General features: G+C 42.7%; 22 protein-coding genes. 6 read left to right on the top strand and 16 right to left on the bottom strand.

Annotated features, from left to right (window positions below; all coding sequences use genetic code 11):
• Positions 1 to 259: 259 nt before the first annotated feature.
• Positions 260 to 538 carry a hypothetical protein gene (locus FTU29_RS03840; RefSeq protein ID WP_180120499.1) on the bottom strand — a complete coding sequence of 93 codons (279 nt, stop codon included), beginning with the start codon at positions 536 to 538 and terminating at the stop codon, positions 260 to 262.
• A 345-nt stretch (positions 539 to 883) separates the two neighbouring features.
• Here FTU29_RS03840 and FTU29_RS03835 point away from each other — a divergent pair, with 345 nt between their 5' ends.
• The 5 genes from FTU29_RS03835 (at position 884) to FTU29_RS03815 (ending at position 4828) form a co-directional block, all read left to right on the top strand.
• Positions 884 to 1306, top strand: coding sequence for a hypothetical protein (locus FTU29_RS03835; protein ID WP_078192409.1), 423 nt, complete (start codon positions 884 to 886; stop codon positions 1304 to 1306).
• 337 nt (positions 1307 to 1643) lie between these two features.
• Positions 1644 to 2591 carry a transporter substrate-binding domain-containing protein gene (locus FTU29_RS03830; RefSeq protein WP_180120498.1) on the top strand — a complete coding sequence of 316 codons (948 nt, stop codon included), beginning with the start codon at positions 1644 to 1646 and terminating at the stop codon, positions 2589 to 2591.
• Between the two features lie 70 nt (positions 2592 to 2661).
• Positions 2662 to 3405, top strand: a complete 744-nt coding sequence (locus FTU29_RS03825; protein WP_180120496.1) for an amino acid ABC transporter permease — start codon at positions 2662 to 2664, stop codon at positions 3403 to 3405.
• Positions 3405 to 4088 (top strand): ABC transporter permease subunit, encoded by a 684-nt coding sequence (locus FTU29_RS03820; RefSeq protein ID WP_180083550.1) that lies wholly within the window; start codon positions 3405 to 3407, stop codon positions 4086 to 4088. Before FTU29_RS03825 ends, FTU29_RS03820 begins: the two co-directional genes overlap by 1 nt.
• Positions 4085 to 4828: an amino acid ABC transporter ATP-binding protein gene (locus FTU29_RS03815; RefSeq protein WP_078191089.1), complete on the top strand. Its 744-nt coding sequence runs from the start codon at positions 4085 to 4087 to the stop codon at positions 4826 to 4828. Before FTU29_RS03820 ends, FTU29_RS03815 begins: the two co-directional genes overlap by 4 nt.
• A 430-nt stretch (positions 4829 to 5258) precedes the next feature.
• On the opposite strand, the gene FTU29_RS03810 is transcribed toward FTU29_RS03815, so the two are convergent.
• On the bottom strand, positions 5259 to 6020 hold the full coding sequence (locus tag FTU29_RS03810; RefSeq protein WP_180120494.1) for a ferredoxin--NADP reductase: 762 nt from the start codon (positions 6018 to 6020) through the stop codon (positions 5259 to 5261).
• A gap of 85 nt (positions 6021 to 6105) precedes the next feature.
• Here FTU29_RS03810 and gigC point away from each other — a divergent pair, with 85 nt between their 5' ends.
• Positions 6106 to 6990 (top strand): LysR family transcriptional regulator GigC, encoded by an 885-nt coding sequence (gene gigC / locus FTU29_RS03805; RefSeq protein WP_180120493.1) that lies wholly within the window; start codon positions 6106 to 6108, stop codon positions 6988 to 6990.
• A gap of 28 nt (positions 6991 to 7018) precedes the next feature.
• Here gigC and FTU29_RS03800 read toward each other — a convergent pair whose 3' ends face one another.
• The 14 genes from FTU29_RS03800 to nuoC all read right to left on the bottom strand — a co-directional run bounded on the left by FTU29_RS03800 (position 7019) and on the right by nuoC (position 22806).
• Positions 7019 to 7771 (bottom strand): cold shock domain-containing protein, encoded by a 753-nt coding sequence (locus FTU29_RS03800; RefSeq protein ID WP_180120491.1) that lies wholly within the window; start codon positions 7769 to 7771, stop codon positions 7019 to 7021.
• Positions 7772 to 7879: 108 nt separating this feature from the next.
• A complete protein-coding gene (locus FTU29_RS03795) occupies positions 7880 to 8173 on the bottom strand; it encodes a cold shock domain-containing protein (protein WP_078192288.1) in 294 nt (97 codons plus the stop codon).
• Between the two features lie 85 nt (positions 8174 to 8258).
• The gene (gene upp, locus FTU29_RS03790; RefSeq protein ID WP_078192289.1) at positions 8259 to 8894 is read right to left on the bottom strand and encodes a uracil phosphoribosyltransferase; all 636 of its coding nucleotides are present in this window, start codon (positions 8892 to 8894) and stop codon (positions 8259 to 8261) included.
• Positions 8895 to 9020: 126 nt separating this feature from the next.
• Entirely contained in the window at positions 9021 to 10565 is a 1545-nt protein-coding gene (gene nuoN / locus FTU29_RS03785; protein WP_078191095.1) for an NADH-quinone oxidoreductase subunit NuoN, read from the bottom strand.
• A 3-nt stretch (positions 10566 to 10568) separates the two neighbouring features.
• Complete coding sequence (gene nuoM, locus FTU29_RS03780; protein ID WP_078192291.1) at positions 10569 to 12182, bottom strand: NADH-quinone oxidoreductase subunit M; 1614 nt, start codon at positions 12180 to 12182, stop codon at positions 10569 to 10571.
• 1 nt (position 12183) lies between these two features.
• Positions 12184 to 14073, bottom strand: a complete 1890-nt coding sequence (nuoL, locus tag FTU29_RS03775) for an NADH-quinone oxidoreductase subunit L (protein WP_180120489.1) — start codon at positions 14071 to 14073, stop codon at positions 12184 to 12186.
• Positions 14070 to 14378 (bottom strand): NADH-quinone oxidoreductase subunit NuoK, encoded by a 309-nt coding sequence (gene nuoK / locus FTU29_RS03770; RefSeq protein WP_067665227.1) that lies wholly within the window; start codon positions 14376 to 14378, stop codon positions 14070 to 14072. Before nuoK ends, nuoL begins: the two co-directional genes overlap by 4 nt.
• Positions 14378 to 14896, bottom strand: a complete 519-nt coding sequence (gene nuoJ, locus FTU29_RS03765) for an NADH-quinone oxidoreductase subunit J (RefSeq protein ID WP_171262661.1) — start codon at positions 14894 to 14896, stop codon at positions 14378 to 14380. Before nuoJ ends, nuoK begins: the two co-directional genes overlap by 1 nt.
• A complete protein-coding gene (nuoI, locus tag FTU29_RS03760; RefSeq protein ID WP_078191099.1) occupies positions 14896 to 15438 on the bottom strand; it encodes an NADH-quinone oxidoreductase subunit NuoI in 543 nt (180 codons plus the stop codon). Before nuoI ends, nuoJ begins: the two co-directional genes overlap by 1 nt.
• 18 nt (positions 15439 to 15456) lie before the next feature.
• Positions 15457 to 16473, bottom strand: a complete 1017-nt coding sequence (gene nuoH, locus FTU29_RS03755; RefSeq protein WP_078191100.1) for an NADH-quinone oxidoreductase subunit NuoH — start codon at positions 16471 to 16473, stop codon at positions 15457 to 15459.
• 3 nt (positions 16474 to 16476) lie between these two features.
• Positions 16477 to 19155: an NADH-quinone oxidoreductase subunit NuoG gene (gene nuoG / locus FTU29_RS03750; protein WP_111884891.1), complete on the bottom strand. Its 2679-nt coding sequence runs from the start codon at positions 19153 to 19155 to the stop codon at positions 16477 to 16479.
• A gap of 11 nt (positions 19156 to 19166) precedes the next feature.
• Positions 19167 to 20498, bottom strand: a complete 1332-nt coding sequence (nuoF, locus tag FTU29_RS03745; RefSeq protein ID WP_111884890.1) for an NADH-quinone oxidoreductase subunit NuoF — start codon at positions 20496 to 20498, stop codon at positions 19167 to 19169.
• On the bottom strand, positions 20495 to 21004 hold the full coding sequence (gene nuoE, locus FTU29_RS03740; protein ID WP_078191103.1) for an NADH-quinone oxidoreductase subunit NuoE: 510 nt from the start codon (positions 21002 to 21004) through the stop codon (positions 20495 to 20497). The genes nuoF and nuoE overlap by 4 nt, the downstream gene beginning before the upstream one ends.
• Before the next feature lie 14 nt (positions 21005 to 21018).
• Positions 21019 to 22806: an NADH-quinone oxidoreductase subunit C/D gene (nuoC, locus tag FTU29_RS03735; RefSeq protein ID WP_078192294.1), complete on the bottom strand. Its 1788-nt coding sequence runs from the start codon at positions 22804 to 22806 to the stop codon at positions 21019 to 21021.
• Positions 22807 to 22883 lie beyond the last annotated feature (77 nt).

The following is a 22883-nucleotide window of genomic DNA, read 5'->3' as shown; positions in this document are numbered from 1 at the left end:
TGATCTGTTGTTATGTGGATTTTTACGTATGCCGCGATATCACACAGCATTAGTGCTTTGAACTTAAGCTTTCTTTTCCACCTTAGTTTTTGCGTATTTTTTAATCAACCAAAGTATGCATAACTCCAACAAAAGCTCACAATTGAATGTAAAAAAGCCTTGGGACAACCAAGGCTTTATTTATGTCACTCTGATGAGAAACTTAAGGTTCAGATCTTGCACTCATGTAACTCTGACTCATGTTTATCATCAATTATTATCAACGATCTGTCGCAGTTGCAGTATTTGAATCATTAGCAACAGCTTCATCCCCCGGTGTACCGCTAGTCGTATCATTGGCTGTTGCAGTTTGTGCATTGGGTGCAGGATGATCAGGCGGTGCATCCAAAGCAGAAGGTTTCATATCTGCAAACATATAAAATAATAATGCGATTAAAAAGATACCCACTAAGATCAGTATGTACACAGGGATACGTTTTTTTTGTGTTGTTTCTTCCGTACTGGTGGTATGGGGTGGTTTATTAAAATCGTGTGTCATATTCCCCTCGCAATTTTGTTGTTCATAGTTGAATTTTTATACTAGCAATACAATATCCTGTATTGTGTGAAGAACAATTACAATCAGTGAAAACGTGTAACTTGAATTATAAGTTTAATAAATATACTTTCCTTTGGAGCTAGGTCAGTTATTTTTGAAGATAAATCAATATATAAGGGTGAAAATATTGGGCAAAGATTTAAGTGCTATATTTAAATTTAAAGCATTTTTATAGGATTATATCTTAAAGAATAAATGCTTTTTTGAGCCCGGTGGAATTATCTGCTTTTGATGAATGAAATGAGCTATAATCATGCACCTTATTTTTCACCTGTTATCAAATCTATGGCGTACCATCAACAAGGTGTAACGCTTGATCTTGACACTGACGTCACTCATCAATGTTCCCTTCATTACACTCGTGATCAGCATCTTATTGGCATTATTGAATTTAGTAAGCCGAGTTATGTGTTGAAATGGGGTGATTTGGAATATTTCCGCCGACGTACTGAAGAGTTTTCAGTGATGCCATTCCCTGAATGCATCAATGCGATGGTGATTGATATTCGAAATATTGCGGCTTTTTTAGATAATGAAGTGCCTATTATTCCTTGGCGCTTGCTCGAAGAAGAATGTCCGATTCGCTTAGTTGTTCCCCAAGATCGACTGGAGCATTATGCTGGCTTTTTTGAACCGACTTGGTTGACTGCTGACGTAGACACAGCGATTCAAGAAATTCGTGAATTTATGGATATGTTTGTGCATTAATACGGAGATTAAACTAAAGTTTAATCCCTAAAACCTCCATTTGGAGGTTTTTTTATGCCCTTTTATTTTAATTATTTATTTCACAATAAAATTAAATTATTTTATATTTAATGACTTATAGCAAACCTTCTTATAAAAAATGTTCATAACTTATCCCATTTCTTAGTAACAATTCGGCAATAAATTTTGCTTGAGCCTTGCTCGATTTATCACCTAAGATGTAGAAAATGATCTCTTTTTTATTGTTGAAACATTCTTAATAACAAAGCAATAAAATCTAACGAGAAACAAGATCATAAAAAGTGGATATTAAATCAGGGTAAAAGGAGTTTTAACGATGACGTCAAAAAAACATTTAGCAACTTTGTTCTGTGCAAGTGCGCTCACTTTAGGGCTTAGCGCATGTAGTGACAATAAAGCACCTACAACGGATAAAGCTGCAGGAAGTGAAGCTGCTGTTTCTGACTCAGGGACTTTAGATAAGATCAAAAAATCCGGCACGATTGTATTAGGCTATCGCGATTCATCGATTCCATTTTCATATATCGCAGATAATCCAAACCAACCTGTAGGTTATGCACACGATCTTCAATTAAAAGTCGTTGAGGCGGTTAAAAAGCAATTAAATCTTCCCGACTTAAAAGTCCGTTATAACTTAGTGACCAGCCAAAACCGTATTCCATTGGTTTCTAATGGCACAGTCGACTTAGAGTGTGGTTCAACCACAAACAATAAAGAACGCCAACAACAAGTAGATTTCTCAACAGGTTTCTTTGAAGTGGGTTCACGCTTACTTACTGCAAAAGACTCTGGGGTTAAAGATTTTGCTGACCTCAAAGGCAAAAAGTTAGTGACCACAGCAGGAACGACATCTGAGCGTTATATTCGTCAACATGAAAAAGAGTTAGGTATTGGTGAAGTCATTTCTGCCAAAGACCATGCTGAGTCTTTCCTCATGCTACAAAATGGTCGTGCAGCGGCATTTATGATGGATGATATTTTGCTGGCAGGTGAAAAATCGAAAGCCAAAGATCCTAATAAATGGGAAATCGTGGGTACAGCACCGATTCATGAAATCTATGGTTGTATGATGCGTAAAGGTGATACTGGCTTTAAACAAGTGGTTGATGATGCAATCAAAGCAACTTATAGCTCTGGTGAAATCAATGACATGTATAAAAAATGGTTCCAAACGCCAATTCCACCAAAAAATATCAATTTGAATTTCCCGATGTCTGATCAATTAAAAGCATTGATTAGCAATCCACATGATCGTGACGAATAACTTTCCCTAAACATTCTAAAGATGCTTAAGCCAAACGGATTTTGGCTTAAGCTCATTATAGGGAGTTCCTATGAATTATAGCTGGAATTGGGGTGTGCTGTTCCAATCTACAGGTGTAGGTGATTCGACCTACCTGAATTGGATTTTAATTGGGATCGGCTGGCTGTTTGTCATCGCTTTGGTGGCATGGAGCATTGCGATGGTACTCGGCAGCATCTTGGGTATTATGCGTACCCTACCGAGTCCTGTAGCACGAGGTATTGGTACGGCCTACGTGACTATTTTCCGGAATGTACCCTTATTGATTCAACTGTTTATATGGTTCTATGTTGTACCCAACTTCCTCCCTGCTGCGATTAAAAGCTGGTGGATGAATGACCTTGGGGCAAATACGACCGCCTTAATTTCTGCAAGTGTCGGCTTGGGTCTTTTTACAGCTGCACGGGTCTGTGAGCAAGTCAGGACTGGTATTGAAGCGCTTCCTTTGGGGCAAACCAATGCAGGTTATGCTATGGGATTTAGCACGGCTCAACTTTATCGCTATGTGATCTTACCGCAGTCGTTCCGCACGATTTTGCCACCACTCAGCTCTGAGTTGACCAACTGTGTCAAAAACACCTCAGTCGCCTCTTTGGTCGGAGTTGCAGAAATCATTTCACAGATGAAAACCATCAGTGAATACACGCAAAACACCATCGAAATTTATACCTACGTCACCATTATTTTCATCGTGATCAACATCTGTTTAATTGGTTTCATAAATTTTCTGGAAAAACACCTACGCGTTCCTGGCTTAATTGCAGGAGATAAATAATGGAATGGCTCAGTTCTTTTATTCAAGACCTCCAAGCGTCTGGCCCTGCGCTATGGCATGGTTTCAGCATCACACTCAAAGTGGTGATCACGGCAACCATTGGTGGTGTCTTTATTGGGACTTTATTGGCGTTGATGCGCCTGTCCTCGATTAAGGCTTTAAATATTTTTGCTAAAGGCTATGTGAACCTCTTTCGTTCTATTCCTTTGCTCTTGGTGTTGATGTGGTTCTACTTTGCCGTACCCTTTATTTACACAGGGATCACCGGTAACTATCTAACGATTGATACTGCCCTTGTGTCGAGTATCGTGGCCTTCATGTTATTTGAAGCGGCTTACTTTTCAGAGATTGTCCGTGCAGGGATTCAATCAATTCCTAAAGGTCAAACTTCTGCAGCTTATGCTCTCGGTATGAGTTATAGCCAAGCAATGCGCTTAATTATTTTGCCGCAATCTTTTCGCAAAATGACGCCATTACTTTTACAGCAAACCATCATTCTGTTCCAAGATTCAACCATGGTTTATGCCATCGGACTCTTAGACTTTTTCCGCACCAACTATGTTCGAGGCGACCTCATGTCATTGTTAACTCAATACATTCTGTTTGCCGGTCTGGTGTATTTCACTATTAGTATGATCGCCACCTATGCAGTTAAAAAATTACAACGGAGGTTAAGTGTATGACCGATCAAAAAACGATGATTGACCTCCAAAATGTCAGTAAATGGTATAAAGATTTTCAAGTGCTCACCGATTGCACGACTCAAATTAAACAAGGTGAAGTGGTTGTGGTGTGTGGGCCTTCAGGTTCAGGGAAATCAACGCTCATTAAAACCGTTAATGGACTTGAGCCTTTTCAGGCCGGTACGATTTTAGTCGACGGAATTTCCATTAATGACCCAAAAACCGATTTAAATAAATTGCGTAGTCGTGTCGGTATGGTGTTCCAGCACTTTGAACTGTTTCCGCATTTATCCATTACCGAAAACCTGACCATTGCACAGGTCAAAGTCTTAGGTCGATCAGAAGCCGAAGCCAAGAAAAAAGGTTTGGCTTATTTAGATCGTGTGGGTTTGAGTGCGCATGCCGCTAAATTCCCTGCACAGTTATCAGGTGGACAGCAGCAACGTGTTGCGATTGCACGTGCGCTCAGTATGGACCCGATTGCCATGCTGTTTGATGAACCAACTTCGGCACTTGATCCAGAGATGATTAACGAAGTGCTTGATGTGATGGTAGGTCTTGCAAAAGAAGGTATGACCATGATGTGTGTAACCCATGAGATGGGCTTTGCGCGTCAGGTTGCGGACCGTGTGATCTTTATGGATCAAGGAAAAATTGTGGAAGACTGCAGTAAAGATGATTTCTTTAATGCCCCTCGTGGTGAACGAGCGCAGCAGTTCTTAAATAAAATTCTGCATTAACATCAAAACGTTTATTTAACTGATGTTACGCAGTAACATCAGAAGCGTAATTTGATTCAAATAAAAGTACGATACGCGGTAACGTCATCCGCAAGTGTTTGAGATAGAACTTCTTCTAATCAAAAATATTTTTGCGATACTTTAGATAATTAGGCGCTAGTGAACGAGTTTTGCGGTGAGGAGCACTGCTCCGCAAGATGGTTTCCTTGCGAAGCTTCGCTTCTCATTTTGCCTAATGAGAAGCATGCTTCGTAAGAGTACCTCCAGCCGAAGGCTAATCCCTTTATTCATTCTCTTGATGTAAGACTCCGTCGAATTGGCTTAACAATCATTTTAAAAATGCAAAATTACTTTTGCATGCATAACATCAGTTATTTAATTTCCGAAAATAAAAAAGCTCATCCTTCGATGAGATTTTTTTCATGACAGATTACCAATAATTTTCTACAGCAATATTGCCTTCACCACGACGGTTCATGGTCAAACCACGCGCCTTTAAAGCCGCCTTTGTGTCGTCAACCATTTGTGGATTACCACACAGCATGACATGCGTCGTTTCCACATTAAATGCTAAGCCTGCCGCCTGTTCTAACTCGCCATTTTCAATTAAAACTGGTAAACGGTCATGCAGCGGTGCATTTGGATTACGTGTCACAATAGGAATAAATTTGAAGCCCGTATGCCCTTCACCAAAGGTCTCAGCGATTTCTTGAATCCGCTCTACATAAGCCAGTTCTGATACGGTGCGCACACTGTAGACTAGATTAATTTTTTCGTATTTAGACCACGTTTCAAAGTCTTGTAACATCGATAAAAATGGTGCCAAACCCGTTCCTGTTCCCAACAGCCATAAGTCCTTCGGCAATGGCAACTGATAACGTGCCAAAGTGAGGAAGCCATAAGGCACTTTTTCTAAATACAGCTCATCGCCCACTTGTAGATGCTGCAAATTTGAAGTAAACGCACCATCTGGAACGACGATAGAGAAAAATTCTAAAGTTTCATCAAAGGGTGACGACACCACAGAATAGGCACGAACCACCAATTCATCGCCCACTTTCAAACCAATTCGAGCGAACTGACCAGCAGTGAATTTAAAATGTGCAGGGCGTGTCATGGTAAAACTGAACAAAGTATTGGTCCAACGGTGTACAGATAAAACCTTTTCTAAGCTAAATTTTTCAATTGACATGATTTGAACGTGGCGTGACAGACTGTGCTCATGTTAGCATGACAGCATAATTTATTAATATTTTTTAAATGTTAAGGCCTGATTCATGCGCATGACTTTACGCCAGTTGGCTGTTTTTGTAGCAGTCGCTCAAGAAGGTACCGTTACCAAAGCCAGTGATGCTGTCAAACTTACTCAAAGTGCAGCAAGTATGGCATTGGCAGACCTCGAAGATGGTCTCGGTGCTCCACTGTTTGACCGACTAGGTAAACGCTTGCAATTGAATGACTTGGGTCGTTTTTTATTGCCACAAGCTTTGGAAATTTTAGGGCGCTGCGAAGCTTTTGAACAAGCAGCCAAAGGCGAACTACAAAGTATTGATCTGCGTTTAGGTGCGACCCTAACCATCAGTGACTACTTGATGCCAGACCTCATGGCAGATTTCTTACAAATTCAGCCTCAAGCACATTTACAACTTCAAGTCGGCAATACCCGCCAAATGATTGAAGCGGTAAACCAATTTCAGTTGGATTTGGCCTTAATTGAAGGTTCATGCCATCTGCCACAGCTACAATGTATTCACTGGCGTGACGATGAACTTGCCGTGTGCTGTTCACCAGAGCACCCTTTAGCGAAGTTGGATCGTGCACTCACTGCAGTTGACTTTGATAACGTGGAATGGATCTTACGTGAAGAAGGTTCAGGCACACGTGAAGTATTTGACAACGCAATTTTAAAAGACCTGCCAGATGCCAATATACGTTTAACCTTGGGTCATAACGAAGCCATTCTAAAAATCGTGGCAGGTGGTCTTGGTATGTCATGTATTTCTAAACTTGCGATTGAGCCTTTACGTGAAAAAGGTCAATTGGTGGTTTTAGATACGCCGTTTTGGCAACTTGCCCGTCCATTATTTATGTTGGTACATCGTCAGAAATACCAAGGACCGGGTCTCAAAGCCTTTATGCAATTTTGTGAAAAATCTGTTTAAACTAAAAAGCGCCTAATGGCGCTTTTTTTTATTTATTAAATTGTCGTTCGCAAGGTATTCCGTCGTTGTTTCCGTCCATTTTCGTACCTGGACAATGTTGTAGAAAATACACCGCTTCTTCATAAGATTTCATCTGACTACAATGCGTACGCCCATCACAACTAAACTGGGCTTTCTCTACTGCTCTTGGCATATCACTTGAAGAAGGTGCCTGCGCAGTGTATTGAACAACAGACTGAGCTTGCGTTGAAGCTGTGCCGTATAGATTTTTTTCACCTTGCTCAGTCAGCACCCGATCGGGTAAATCCCCCAGTGATTTTCGCTGTTCTTTTACAATATTTTCATTTTCTTGCATGAGCTGTTGTAAATGTAGCTGCTTCTGTTCTTGGTACTGCTGATATTTCCCATAAACAGCCACAGCTAATACTAAAATTACAATGAGTCCAATCATGCTGAAGATTTTACTGTTCCAAACTGTGCCTTTGGCTGTATCGTGAGGAGTAGCTTGATCGTTCACTCGATCCGACCTTGATTCAAATGACGGATTTATCTGTTCATGAGTGGACTGCTCTTTTTTCAAATCTAAACGGATGATATTTACCGCTTTAAATTTACCCTGATCTGCTTCAATCCTGTATTTGAGATTTTCTCCAACACGTGGTTCGATGTGTCGGCTAGGAAAATCACGAATATGAAAAAATAAATCCTGTGCTTGATCTTGTTGTATAAATCCAAAGCCGCGCTCAACGTTATAGCTTTTGATTTTCCCCTCTTTAAACATAAAAATTGTCTCTCATCTTTTCTTTTAATACTCTTATGATAATAAAAAAAGAGGCCCTATAGACCTCTTTTTCAATTTCAAAGATTTCCATGAAATCTTAAAATCACATTATTTACGCAAATTCGAAAGCAAAGCTGAAGTAATTGACTGGTTATTTGCCACTACTTTAGATTTTTTAGCTTTTGCAGATTTGTCTTCTTCACGCTCAATGTTTATGGCTTTATAACGATCACCATTTTTCACCACATTAAATTTCACACGATCATTACGTTTTGGCTCGACACCATCTGCGGGAAAGTCAGAGATATGGAAAAATACATCACCTTCTTCACATGAAAGAAAGCCAAAGCCCTTTTCAGGATTGTACTGCTTCACTTTACCTTTATATTGTTCGGACTTCATAAAGTACCCTATTCCATTTATTCCAATGTCTTTAGTATATAAAAAAGAGGCTATAAAAGCCCCTTTTCTGTTCATGATGCAAAAATTAGTCTTTTTGAACTGAACCGAAAATTTTATCGCCTGCATCGCCAAGACCAGGAACGATATAACCGTTTTCATTTAAACCTTGGTCTACAGATGCTGTGTAAATGATCACATCTGGGTGAGCTTCATTCACACGTTTAATGCCTTCTGGAGCGGCAACAAGCACCATGACACGAATATCTTTACAACCACTGGCTTTTAGAACGTCAATAGCAGCAACGAGCGATGAACCTGTTGCAAGCATTGGGTCAATAATCATCGCTAAACGGTTTTGTACGTCTGGTACTAATTTTTTGTAGTAAGTACGCGCTTCTAAAGTTTCTTCATCACGCTCTAAACCCAATACAGATACTTTCGCACTTGGAATCAGGTTTAAGAAACCATCCAACATACCAATACCTGCACGTAAAATCGGTACGACTGTTATTTTTTTACCGGCAATACGATCTACAGTTACTTTACCATTCCAACCATCAATTTCATGATCGACCATTGGTAAATCTTTCGTTGCTTCATAAGTCAGAAGCATAGTCACTTCTTGAGCAAGCTCACGGAAGTTTTTAGTACTAATATCTGCACGACGAAGTAAGCCGAGTTTATGTCGGATTAAAGGATGACGGATTTCATGGATAGCCACGGGAGAACACCTAAAAGGTTAAGATAAAATTTCAACCATTATAAAGCTATTTAACAAATGATAAAAATAAAAAAGCCCCCTTTACAGGAGGCTTTTTTGTAATAAGCAAATTAATTGCTTAATTCATTAGTTAAATCCACTTTGAATTAAGCTAAAAATGAACTGTTGTAATTCAGGTGAGATCGCAAAGTATGCCACTTGAGATACTGCAATGATTGGATCTGGATATACACCGATCAACAACACAAGTGCAGCTGCGCCAAGCACCATAATACCACCCACTTTTTGACCCCAATGATCGACAGCGTCGATACGTGGGTTTTCTGGTGGAGTCATGTACATCACAATCATCACACGTAGGTAGTAGTACAAACCGATACCTGAACCAAGGATCACCATCGCAGCTAAGAACCATGAACCACCAGCAACCGCTGTTTTGATCACAAGGAACTTACCAATAAAGCCAGCTGTTAATGGGATACCTGCAAGAGATAACATCATGACAGTCAGTGTTGCAGTCAACACTGGACGACGCCAGAACAAACCACGGTACTCAGCAAGGCTACCTGCTTCGTCTTTGTTGTTGTAAGGGCTAGACATCAGTGTCACAACACCGAACGCACCAATCGTTGTTAATACATAAGTAATCACATACACGTTGACGCTGCTGAATGTTGCAAAGCCTTGTACTTGAACAAAGTCAGTATTACGTGCACTCACAATCGCAACAAGTAAGTAACCAAAGTGAGCGATTGAAGAGTATGCAAGGATACGTTTCAAGTTCACTTGACGTACTGCTAGCAAGTTACCCGCAAGGATAGACAATACTGCAATGATGGTCACGATCGTGATGAAGCTATCAGAAAGGATTAAACCAGAAGCCAAGAAGTAACGAACGAATAGACCGATCATTGCCACTTTAGCCACAGTCGCTAAGAATGTCGCGATTGGCGCTGGCGCACCTGCATACACGTCCGGTGTCCATTTATGGAATGGCGCAAGAGACAATTTAAATGCAACAGCAAAGACAATCAGTGCAAGACCAAGGACTACACCCGGTTGGCTGAATGTTGTGAACATTTTGCCTGGTTCAGCAACGAATGCCATTGTACCTGTGTACGCATATACATAAGCCATACCCATCAACAACATCGCAGAAGCAGTTGCTGAAAGTACCAAGTATTTCACACCCGCTTCAAGGGACTGTGAACGTTGGTGTGTATAAGCCAATAGGCCGTATACAGGAATCGACATTAGTTCAAGGCTGATAAAGAAAGACGCATAGTGCGAACTTGCAACCATTAACAATGCACCTGTTACAGAGCACAGCATCAAGATATAAAGTTCTTCACGGTTATCTTTATAGGTTTCGATATACGCATGTGACAATGTGCAGCAAGCAAGTGCTGCAATCAAAATCACGAATTGGTACAACATCGTAAATGGATCTACGATGAACAAATTCATTACGTTTGCAGGTGCATACTGCCCTGCAACGAAAACAAAAATAATATAAAAGGCTGCAAGGTTCAGACCGATAACGGAAGTCGTTGCAACTAAATTGTGGTTACGCTTGATTGCAATTAGCAACATCACGACGATCGCAGTTAAAGCCACGATCATCACAGGAGCTAATGGCATAAGCTCAGAAAATGACATTGTGAAGTCCATGGCTTATTGCATCTCCACATTTTCAGGTTGTACAGCAATCTGCTGCACAACATCAACGACTTCTTGAACTGGGATATAGCTATTTGCAATCCACGCCATGCTTGAATTTGAAATATCAAGGAAGCTTTGTGGGAATAGACCAAGCCATACTAGACCAAGAGCACAGATTAAAAGAATCACAACTTCACGCGCATTTAAGTCTTTCAACGGATTTGCGTAATGCTGTTTTTGTTCTTCGTTTGGTGTACCAAACAACGCTTTGTGGATCAGGATTAAACCGTAAAGACCGGCAAATACTAAGCTTACTGCAGCAAGAATTGTGTACACAGGGAACTTGTCATAAGAACCCATCAAGATCAGGAATTCACCGATGAAGTTACCTAGACCTGGAATACCTACAAGTGCCGCAACAAAGAACATTAAGAAGAATGAAAGGTATTGGAACTGACCACGAATACCGCCCATCAAACGCATGTCACGTGTATGCAGACGTTCGTAAACCTGACCACACATAATGAACAATGCAGCAGAAGATAGACCGTGAGCCAGCATCATAATCATCAAGCCTTGGAATGTCAGGATGTTACCTGCATACAAAGCAAGAAGTACGAAGCCCATGTGCGAAATAGATGTGTACGCAAGCAGACGTTTCATGTCTGTTTGTTGGAATGCACACCATGCACCGTAGAAAATACCGATTAGACCAAGAATGATCGCGATGTCAGCAAACTGAGCAGATGCTACTGGGAAGAATGGAATAACGAAACGTAAAAGACCATAAGCCGCAGTTTTAATCAAGATACCTGCAAGGTCGACAGAACCCGCTGTAGGTGCTTGCGCATGTGCATCTGGTAACCAGCCGTGTAATGGGAAAACTGGAAGTTTTACCGCAAAACCAATGAACATACAGATCATGAATGCATACGCAAGTGCTGGAGCTTTTGCCTCAACAGTGTGTGCAACACTCATCAAGAAGTCGTAGTTAAAGCTGATTTGACCGTGAAGTTGGAAGCCAACAACCACTAGACCCAAGATACCGATCAACATGATCAGACCCGCAACCTGAGTATAGATAAAGAATTTAGTTGCAGCGTAAACGCGTGACTTACCTTCTGCCCCTTTATGACCCCAAAGTGCGATCAAGAAGTAGATTGGTACCAGCATCATCTCCCAGAAGAAGAAGAATAGGAACATGTCAATCGCTAAGAATACACCGATCACACCACCTAAAGACCAAAGTAGGTTTAAGTGGAAGAAACCAACGTTCTTTTGAATCTCACCCCATGAACAGCCGACCGCAAGTACACCCAGTAATGCAGTTAAACCTACCATAAGCAGTGAAAGACCATCCACCGCAAGGTGAATGTTAATCCCTAAAGTGGTAATCCACGGTAGGTTAAATTGAGCAGCCCACTGTGGAGCTTGTGTACCCAACTCGTAGTTATAAGTACCGCTTTGCCATAAAACGACGGTTAACACCAACGTTAATAGCATACCAATTAAGGCAATATAGCGTGGTAAGTGCTTGTCGAGTTTATCGACAAGCCAGCATACAAAACCTGCAATGAACGGAATAAGGATCAGAGCGGGTAGAATTAAATTGTTTGGAGTTTCCATTTTATTTCCCCACGACCTGAATCACGACCAGGATCAATAGTAATGCAAACGTACCGAATGCCATACTAGATGCGTATTCACGCAATGAACCTGTTTGACGTGAACTTGTAAAGCTATTACCGCCTTTAACAAGTGCAGGCAATACAAGCCATAAGCCGTCAATTGGATCACGACCAAAGATTTTAGCCAGTAGCAAATAAGGCTTAACGAAAACAATGTTGTACAAAGCATCGAAACCAAGTGCATTACGACAGATATTTGCAAGACCCGCGCCCAGTGAAGTTTTCGCGAACGATTTCACTGCACCATAAGCAAATGCAAATAACACCACACCGACTACAAGACCTGCAAGTGCAATACCAACAGCTGTGTATTCAGCGCTATGCATACCATGTTCTAGCGCTTCTGGAATATTAAACGCTGGGATTCGTGCAGCATTTAAAATATTCGTTACTGGTGCTTTTAATACATAAGCTAAACCAGTTGAAAGCACTGCAAGAATCGCCAATGGACCCCAGTAAGTAACACCTTTGATTTCATGGTAAGGCGTGTTTTCTTTACCAAAGAATACAACCCAAATAAGACGGAATGTATAAATTGAAGTTAAGAACGCACCTGCTACACCAGTCCAGTACAAGCAGTCATAAACTGCAATCGCTTGACCTTTCACCCATACCGCACCAAGAATCGCATCTTTCGAGAAGAAGCCGATCGTGATGAATGGAATCGCTGCCAATGCACCGCCACCAATCGCGAAACAAGCAAACAAGAATTTGTTTTTGTGGAATAGACCACCCATCTTGAAGATGTTTTGCTCGTGATGGTAAGCCAAAATCACTGCACCAGAAGACAAGAATAATAATGCCTTGAAGAATGCGTGAGTCAGCATGTGGAATAGACCAGCTTGGTAAGCTTCAGCACCTACAGCCATAAACATATAACCCAACTGACTCATAGTTGAGTAAGCAAGAATACGTTTGATGTCTGTTTGTACCAATGCAGCAAAGCCTGCAACTAACAATGTCACCGCACCTGTGATTGAGATGAACATCATCACTTCTGGCGCTTGTTCAAACACGCTGAACATACGGCTACATAGGTAAACACCCGCTGTTACCATTGTTGCTGCGTGGATCAATGCAGATACTGGTGTAGGACCAGCCATCGCATCTGCCAACCATGTTTGTAATGGGATCTGAGCAGATTTACCTGCAGCACCCAAGAACAACATCAATGCAGTCCAAATCGCAATCGAAGAACTCTGAGCCAAAACTGTTGGCGCAGCAGCTACAACTTCTGCAATGTTTAAAGTGCCGAATTGTTGGTAGATCAAGAACAATGCGATCAGTAAGAATACGTCACCCACACGTGTCACGGTGAATGCTTTAATTGCAGCAAAACCGTTTGCAGGTGTTTGGTAGTAGTAACCAATCAATAGGTATGAACATAGACCTACACCTTCCCAACCCAAGAATAACAACGCTAAGTTGTCACCCAACACTAAAAGCAGCATGCTTGCTACGAATAGGTTGAAGTATGAGAAGAAACGTGCAAAGTCTTCTTCGCCACGCATGTACCATGTTGCAAAGATGTGAATTAAGAAACCCACACCTGTGATCATGCCCATCATCAATAATGATAAGCCATCTAAATGAAGCGTGAAGCCCGGTGCTAAGTTACCTGCACTGAACCAAGTCCAAAGATGCTGAGTTGTTGCAACTGAACCATTATTAACAAAGTCGATACCGGCAATTAATGCAAATAAAGCTGAAAGACCAACTGAACCTGCACCAATAATTGCAGCAACTGATTCAGGAAGGTTTTTACGACCTGCCGCCAACAGGATAAAACCAATTAGCGGGAAAAGTACTGTTAAATATAAATAACTCATCCGCGCATCTCACTAGCAGCATCCACATCCAGATGATGGAAGCGATGATAGAACTGAAGGACGATCGCAAGACCGATACACGCCTCTGCTGCAGCAAGCGTTAAGATCAAGATAAACATCACTTGACCATCTGGCTGTGCCCATGCGCTTCCTGCCAAAACGAACGCTAAAGCAGCAGCGTTCATCATGATTTCAAGGCTCATTAAAATAAATAGTAGGTTGCGTCGAACCATCACACCGTAAAAACCCAGTGCAAAAAGAATGGTTGCAACGATCAAACCATGTTCTAAAGGGATGTTGCCCATTATTCTTTGTCCTCTTCTGCACCTGGCTCACGTTTGCCAAGATGGAATGCAGCGACAAGTGCGCCAAGCAATAACATCGCAGCAACTTCAACCAGTAATAAGTACTGAGTAAAGAGTGAAGTACCCACTTCTTTCGGACCGACAACTTGAGCACCCATGACAGTGCCAGCAGTTGTGTAGTCTGACTTCAACATCCAAACAAGGATTAGACCCATTAGGAAGCTCATCAACGCAGGATATGCCCACGCTGAAGAAGTCAGCCATTTGCTTTCTTGTTCAACTGTATTTTGCCCAAGATTCAGCATCATCACGACGAATACGAATAGCACCATGATTGCGCCAGCGTAAACGATAATTTCGAGGGCACCGGCAAACGGCGCACCCACGATCATGAAGATACCTGCAACTGCAAGTAAAGAGATAATCAAGCTTAATAAAGCGTGTACTGGGTTCGTGTTAGTTACAACACGAACGGTAGAGACGATGGCCACAAGCGCCATCAAATAAAATGGCCACATCATGGTAATAGACTCCGTACATCAACTGGTGTGCTTTCGCGTTGAGCCTGACCTTTATCTTTACCGGCAACAGCCATACCTGTTACGCGGTAGAAGTTATAGTCTGGGTATTTACCAGGACCTGAGATAAGAAGGTTTTCTTTCTCATATACTAAGTCCTGACGAACATACTCACCTAACTCAAAGTCAGGTGTCATTTGAATCGCAGTCGTAGGACATGCTTCTTCACACATACCGCAGAAAATACAACGTGAGAAGTTGATACGGAAAAATTCCGGATACCAACGACCATCTTCTTTTTCAGCTTTTTGTAGTGAAATACAGCCGACTGGACATGCAACCGCACAAAGGTTACATGCAACGCAGCGCTCTTCACCATCAGGGTCACGCGTTAACACGATACGACCACGGAAACGTGGTGGTACGATGTCTTCCGCTTTAACCTCTGGATATAAAATGGTGTCACGTTTACGTGTCGCGTGTGAGAATACCATCCACAACGAACGTACAATTGACCCAAATCCAGCTAGAAATTTAAACATTTTATTCTCCCTGCTGTCTTAGGCCTGATTCATCAGAATCACAGCACCAGTTACCAGAAGGTTAACCAACGCCAATGGCAAGCAAATTTTCCAACCAAAGTTCATGACTTGGTCATAACGTGGACGCATTAAAGAACCACGAGCCAAGACAAACATCATTACAAAGAATGCTGTTTTAATAATGAACCAGAACGCAGCTGGAATGAATGGAATATCTAGGTTGAAAGGCGCTAACCAACCACCGAAGAATAAAGTCACGATTAATGCAGAGATCAGTACGACGTTGACGTATTCCGCAACGAAGAACATACCCCATTTCATACCGCCGTATTCGACATGGTAACCTTCCGCCAATTCTTGTTCTGCTTCTGGTTGGTCAAATGGATGACGGTGAGTTACCGCAACACCCGCAACCACAAAGATTAAGAAACCTAAGAACTGAGGAATAACAAACCAAACATCACGTTGAGCTTCAACAATTTCACGCATGTTGAATGAGCCTGCAATCGCAACCACACCCATCAGTGAAATACCCAAGAACACTTCATAAGAAATGGTTTGAGCGGCAGAACGTAAACCACCAAGTAATGCGTATTTGTTATTTGATGACCAACCACCGAACAATACTGCGTATACAGCAATACCTGCCATTGCCATAAAGAACAATAGACCGATGCTCATGTCTGAAACACCTAGATAAGGTGAAACAGGAATAACCATGAACGATAGCACCGCAGTTGCCATCGCAACTGCTGGAGCCATACGGAAAGTCAATTTGTCAGCAAATTTTGGTGTCCAGTCTTCCTTAAACATGATTTTCAGCATATCGGCAACGATCTGGAACATACCGCCCGGACCGACACGGTTCGGACCGTAACGGTCTTGCCACAAGCCGAGTAAACGACGTTCAATAAAAGACATCAACGCAGCGATCAATACCACTACCAGTAAGATCACAATTGCTTGAAGAACTGAATAGGCGATTGGCCAGTTTTCAGCCCACAGCGGCGTTTGACGGATTAATTCTTGTTCCATGAATTACACTCCTACCGCGACTGAAACAGGTTCTGCAAGCGATACTGTAGGTGCTAGACCCACTGGGTAACCGATATAACCTGTAGGTAAGTATTCAATCACTTGAACTGGAAGGACGATTTCAGCATCCCCTGCTTTCACAGCGATACGTTGACCATCTTGAACATTTAAGCGTGCTGCATCTTGTTCACCCACAGCAAACATTGCTTCAGGAATACGCGATTCCATCGCAGGTGTTTTCACTGTAAATTCACCAGAAGCGAAGATGTGATGCATCGGTACAAGACGGAAGCTTTCACCATTAACCGCAACAGGTGCAGGTGCAACGAATGTACGTGCTGGACGTTTCGCTAAACGATCGAATAAACGAACGCCTGCATCGCCACCTTTTAAGTGACCACCCACGTTGTCTTGGAATTTGTTCCAAGCTTGTGGAGAGTTCCAACCTGCAGACCAAGCAAATGGTACAAGTGAAGCTGGAGTTTGGTTACCTACATAACCTTCCATAGAGAACGTCAACGCAGAGTCTTTATCGACTGGTTGTTTTGGTTCATGAATAGAAAGTGGTGCGCGCATCGCAGTACGACCTGAGTAACGACGTGGTTCACGTGCCACTTTCAGACCATGTACACGGAAGCCAGCATCTGGTGCTACGTCTTGAATTGCTTCAAGCGCAGGAACGTTTTTCGCTACTGACTCGATAACATCATCAAGAACTGTCCAAGAAATCGCTTTGCCTTTCACGCCAGTTTCAATGGCATGTAACCAGCGCCAAGATTCTTTGATCGCAAGTTCTGGTTTGTAGTAGCTTGGGTCATACACTTGGTAGAAACGTTGTGCACGGCCTTCTTGAGAGACCACAGTACCGTCACCTTCAGCAAATGAAGCAGCAGAAAGTACGATGTTGGCTTTTTTCACAGTTTCAGTTTCAGAATGATCAAGTACGATCACTTCTTTACCAGAAAGTGCAGCATTCACCTGAGCGGCTGGTAAGCGACGATAAAGGTCATTTTCCACCACGATCACAGTATCGTAATCTTGTGCAAATGCTTGTTCTAAGCTTTGACCACCAAAGATCGCTAAGCCCATTGAGTTCACTTCAGGAACAGTCAATGTTAAGCCCGCATTACCAAGGTTCTGTGCAACTTGTGCAGCAGCTTCCATGATTGATGCGTCTTGCAAGCTTGTACCAGAGATGATTAATGGTTTTTTCGCAGCTTTTAAAGTGTCAGCAATCGTTTGTGCAAATGCTTTGGCATCGTCATCCAAACCTAAAATCACTTCACCTTTCACAGCAGCAGCGACCGCAAAACCTAAACGTGCAATGTCGTTAGGTGATGCAACAACTTCACCTGTTGCAACATCAGCTAAACGTGTTTGAGTTGCAGCAAGGATGTAAATCGGAGATTTCGCATCTTGAGCAATACGTTGTACAGGTTCAGCCAACCACTCTTGCGTACGGCGCTCTGCAGCCATTTCTTTAGCTTTATTTTTCGCAGCTTGGCGAACAGATAGAGCCATACGAGGCGCAGTTTGAGTCAGATCTTCACCCAAAATCAACACAGCATCGTAGCTTTCGATTTCACGCATACCAGGGTTATAAACACCTTCGGTTTGCATAATAGAAGCTGCAAGTTCAACAAGTTTTTGCTCTTTTTGAGACATACCCGTTGAGAAGTTGTCTTGACCTACAAGTTCGCGAAGCGCGAAGTTTGATTCAAGTGATGCACGTGGTGAACCGATACCCAATACTTTTTTGCCTTGGATATTTTCAATTACGGTATCCAATGCTTGGTCTACAGAAACTGTAGTTACATTTGCACCAGAACGGAATTGTGGTTGACGTGGACGATCTTCACGGTTCACATAACCTGTACCGAAACGACCTTTATCGCAAAGGAAGTATTGGTTCACGTCACCGTTAAAGCGGTTTTCTACACGACGTAGTTCGCCATAACGTTCACCCGGAGAGATGTTACAACCTGAAGAACAGCCTTGGCATACGCTTGGCGCATACTGCATGTCCCATTTACGGTTATAACGTTCAGAGTGAGTTTTATCTGTGAATACACCTGTTGGGCACACTTCAGTCAAGTTACCAGAGAATTCAGATTCTAAAGTACCTGATTCTGGACGACCAAAGTAAACACGCGAAGCGTTTGCATACACACCAAAGTCTGTACCACCTGCATAATCTTTGTAGTAACGCACACACCGGTAGCACGCAATACAACGGTTCATTTCATGAGAAATGAAAGACCCTAGCTCTTGGTTGTAATGCGTACGCTTTGTGAAGCGGTAACGACGACGGTCATGCTGAGTCATTACAGTCATATCTTGTAAATGACAATGACCACCCTCTTCACAGACTGGGCAGTCGTGTGGGTGGTTGGTCATCAAGAATTCAACAACAGAAGCACGGAAATTTTTTGCTTCGTCATCTTCAATCGAGATGTAGGTATTGTCAGATGCAGGCGTCATACATGACATAACTAAACGACCGCGAGTATCTTCAGGATTCGCGTATTGAGTCACAGCACATTGACGGCAAGAACCGACAGAACCTAAGGATGGATGCCAACAAAAGTATGGGATGTCGATGCCAAGGCTAAGACATGCTTGTAGCAAGTTCTCTGAGCCGTTGACTTCATACGATTTTCCATCGACATGAATTGTAGCCATAGTCGAATTCCTTAAGCTTGTTCTACGTTGCTAGTTTGAGCTGCCGCATTTACGACTTTAGCTTCAAACTCGCCACGGAAATGTTTGAGTGCGCCCATTAACGGTTCCATCGCACCTGGAGCATGCGCACAGAAAGTTTTACCAATCCAAAGCTTACGAGTAAGTTCTTGTAAGTGATCGATATCTTCTTTCTTACCTGTGCCATCTTCCAAGGCTTTAAGCGCTTTAACCGCCCAAGGTAAGCCATCACGGCATGGTGTACACCAACCGCAAGATTCACGCGCAAAGAATTCTTCTAAGTTACGTGTCGCAGAAACCATACACTGAGTTTCATCGACTACCATGAGCAAACACGTACCTAAACGTGAACCTGCTTTCATGATGCTTTCAGCATCCATAGGAAGGTCAATATGTTCAGCAGCAAGGAAGTCTGTAGAAGCACCACCCGGTAACCATGCTTTGAGTTTTAAACCATCACGCATACCACCCGCATGATCTTCAATCACTTCACGCGCAGTTGTACCAAATGGAAGTTCCCAAAGACCTGGGAATTTTACTTTGCCTGAAGCGCCATAAATTTTAGTACCTGGATCTTTCGACTTACCTTCAGATAAACCGATATACCATTCAGGACCACGAAGCATAATTGCGGGTAAGTTGTTGTAAGTCTCTACGTTGTTAACAATCGTAGGACGACCCCAAGCACCTGCAACTTGTGGGAATGGCGGTTTAGTACGAGGGTTCGCACGGCGACCTTCAAGCGAGTTAATCAATGCAGTTTCTTCACCACAGATATAACGACCCGCACCAGTATGCACGTGTAACTCGAAGTTCCAACCTGTACCTAAGATGTTTTCACCCAAGTAACCTTTGGCACGAATTTGGTCCAATGCTTCATTTAAGTATTGAGCCGCTTCGATGTATTCACCACGGATGAAGATATAACCCTGTGTTGCTTCTAATGTATAAGCAGCAATCAACATACCTTCGATCAACTGATGAGGAAGTTTTTCCATCAACAGACGGTCTTTAAAGGTACCTGGTTCCATTTCATCGGCATTACAGATGAGGTAACGAGGGCCTGAGTTATCATTTGGCGCCATAAGCGACCATTTGATCCCTGCAGGGAAGCCCGCACCACCACGACCTTTTACAGTCGCAGCTTTGATTACTTCAAGCACTTCTTTCGGTTGCATGCCAACAGCTTTCTTAAAGCCTGCATAACCTTCAAGTGCTTCGTAATCATCTGCACTGCGAACGTGTTCCTGTTTGCTCAAACGCCAAGTTAATGGGTGAGTTTCTGGGTTACCGTCGCCATAAATTGGTTTTGGTTCAGTATTCATACATACTTCTCCAATAACTGTTTAATTGAAGTCACTTCAACTAGACCGTGAGTGTCTTCGTCAATCATTAACGTCGGACCTTTGTCACAGTTACCTAGGCAGCAAATTGGCAATAAAGTAAAGCGACCATCTGCAGTCGTTTGACCAAATGAAATGCCTAATTCACGCTGGAATGCTTCAGCAAGTGTTTCCGCACCCATCAAGAAGCAAGCAATCGAGTCACATAATAAAATTACGTGGCGACCAACTGGTTGACGGTAAATACGGTTATAGAAAGTTGCAACACCTTCAAGGTCTGCAAGGCTCATGCTAAGCAATTGCGCAATAGCATTCATCTGTGCATCATCTACCCAGCCATTACGGCGTTGTACACACTTCAAAGCATCAAGACATGCTGCGCGTGGGTACGGATAGTGACCAATGTGATGTTCGATATCGTGGATTTCTTCCGCAGTTAAAATCCCTTCAACATTCACACGTGGTTTTTTGTCAGTCAAAATCATCATAATGCGATTACCCCTTAGCGATCCACGTCAGCCATTACGACGTCAATTGTCGCTAAATAAATGATTAAGTCAGACATTAAGCTGCCGTTAATCACAGAAGGCATTTGCTGTAAGTGCGTGAAGGTTGGTGTACGGATACGTGTACGGTAACTCATCGTTGACTTGTCTGAAGTCAAGTAGTAGTTCGACGCACCTTTTACCACTTCCGCCATTACAGAGCTTTCGCCTGCTGGCATTACAGGACCCCATGACACGCTCAAGAAGTGCGTAATCAATGTTTCGATGTCTTGTAAAGTTTTATCTTTTGGTGGTGGAACAGCCAGTGGATGGTCTGCTTTGTATGCACCAGAAGGCATGTTGTCTAAACATTGCTTGATGATTTTCAGCGATTCTTCAATTTCACGGAAGTGAACAAGAACACGTGCATAAGCATCGCCTTCGTACTCTAAAGGCACATCAAAGTCGTAGTTTTCGTAGCCGCTATAAGGACGGTATTTACGAACGTCGAAATCAATACCTGTAGCACGTAGACCAGTACCCGTTACACCCCAAGCCAATGCAGATTTAGCATCATACTGAGCAACATTACGGGTACGACCGATAAACACTGAGTTTTTAAGTGCTGCAGTGTAGTACTCGTTCATACGCTTCGGCATCCAATCTAGGATTTCGCGAATGAGGTGCTGCCAGTTGTTTGGCAAGTCGTGCGCTGTACCACCGATACGGAACCATGCTGGGTGCATACGGTAACCCGTGATCGCTTCGATCGCGTCATAGATTTTTTGACGGTCAGCGAACATATAGAATACTGGGGTCATACCGCCGGCATCCTGAATCGCAGTACCAATGAACAATAAGTGGTTATTGATACGGAATAATTCAGACATCATGACACGGATACATTGTGCACGATCAGGAACGGTAATCCCTGCCATTTGCTCTACGCCAAGAACGTAAGGCATGTTTTGCGCACAACCACCTAAGTAGTCAACACGGTCTGTATACGGGATGAATGAGTGCCATGTTTGACGCTCAGCCATTTTTTCCACACCACGGTGGTGATAGCCGATGTCAGGAACACAGTCTTTCACCTCTTCGCCGTCCAACTGCAAGATCACACGGAAGGCACCGTGCGCAGATGGATGGTTAGGACCCAAGTTTAGGAACATGAAGTCTTCATCATCGTTCCCACGCTTCATACCCCAATCTTCAGGTACGAAACGAAGATGTTCTTGTTCGTAATCCTGTTTCGCTTGGTTTTGGCGATAAGGCGTGTATTCAGTCGCACGTGCAGAATATTCTTTACGTAACGGGTGACCTTCCCAATATGTTGGCAACAAGATACGACGGAGCATTGGATGCCCTTCGAAGTTGATACCAAACATGTCGTAAGCTTCACGTTCGTACCAGTTGGCATTTGGCCAAATGTTGGTTGCCGTTGGAATGTTCAAATCTGACTCATTCAATGCAACTTTAATACGAATATCACTGTTACGCTCTAACGATAACAAGTGATAGAACACAGTGAAGTCAGATGCAGGCAGACCATCGCGGTGTGTACGTAAACGCTCATCAACCGCAGACAAGTCAAACAGCATCACGTATGGACGTGACACCGTACGCAAGAACATTAAAACTTCTTGTACACGTGCGCGCTCAACCCAGACTGTTGGAAAGTCTTCAAAAGTCGTTTGCACGTAGAAGTTCTCACCAAATTTGGTTTTGAGCTCTTCTACAATTGCAAATGCAGGGCGGGAATCAACTGGAGTTGATTCTGGCATAGCAATGTCAGTTTCAGCCATTGGCTTGGCTTCCTATTTAATACAAATTCAGTCAATCAAAACGACAATTACACCCAGTCCGGGTGTATCAATATTTC

Source organism: Acinetobacter sp. YH12086, from assembly GCF_013419345.1.
Taxonomy (GTDB): Bacteria; Pseudomonadota; Gammaproteobacteria; order Pseudomonadales; family Moraxellaceae; genus Acinetobacter; species Acinetobacter amyesii.
This window is presented reverse-complemented; position numbering and strand designations above follow the sequence as displayed.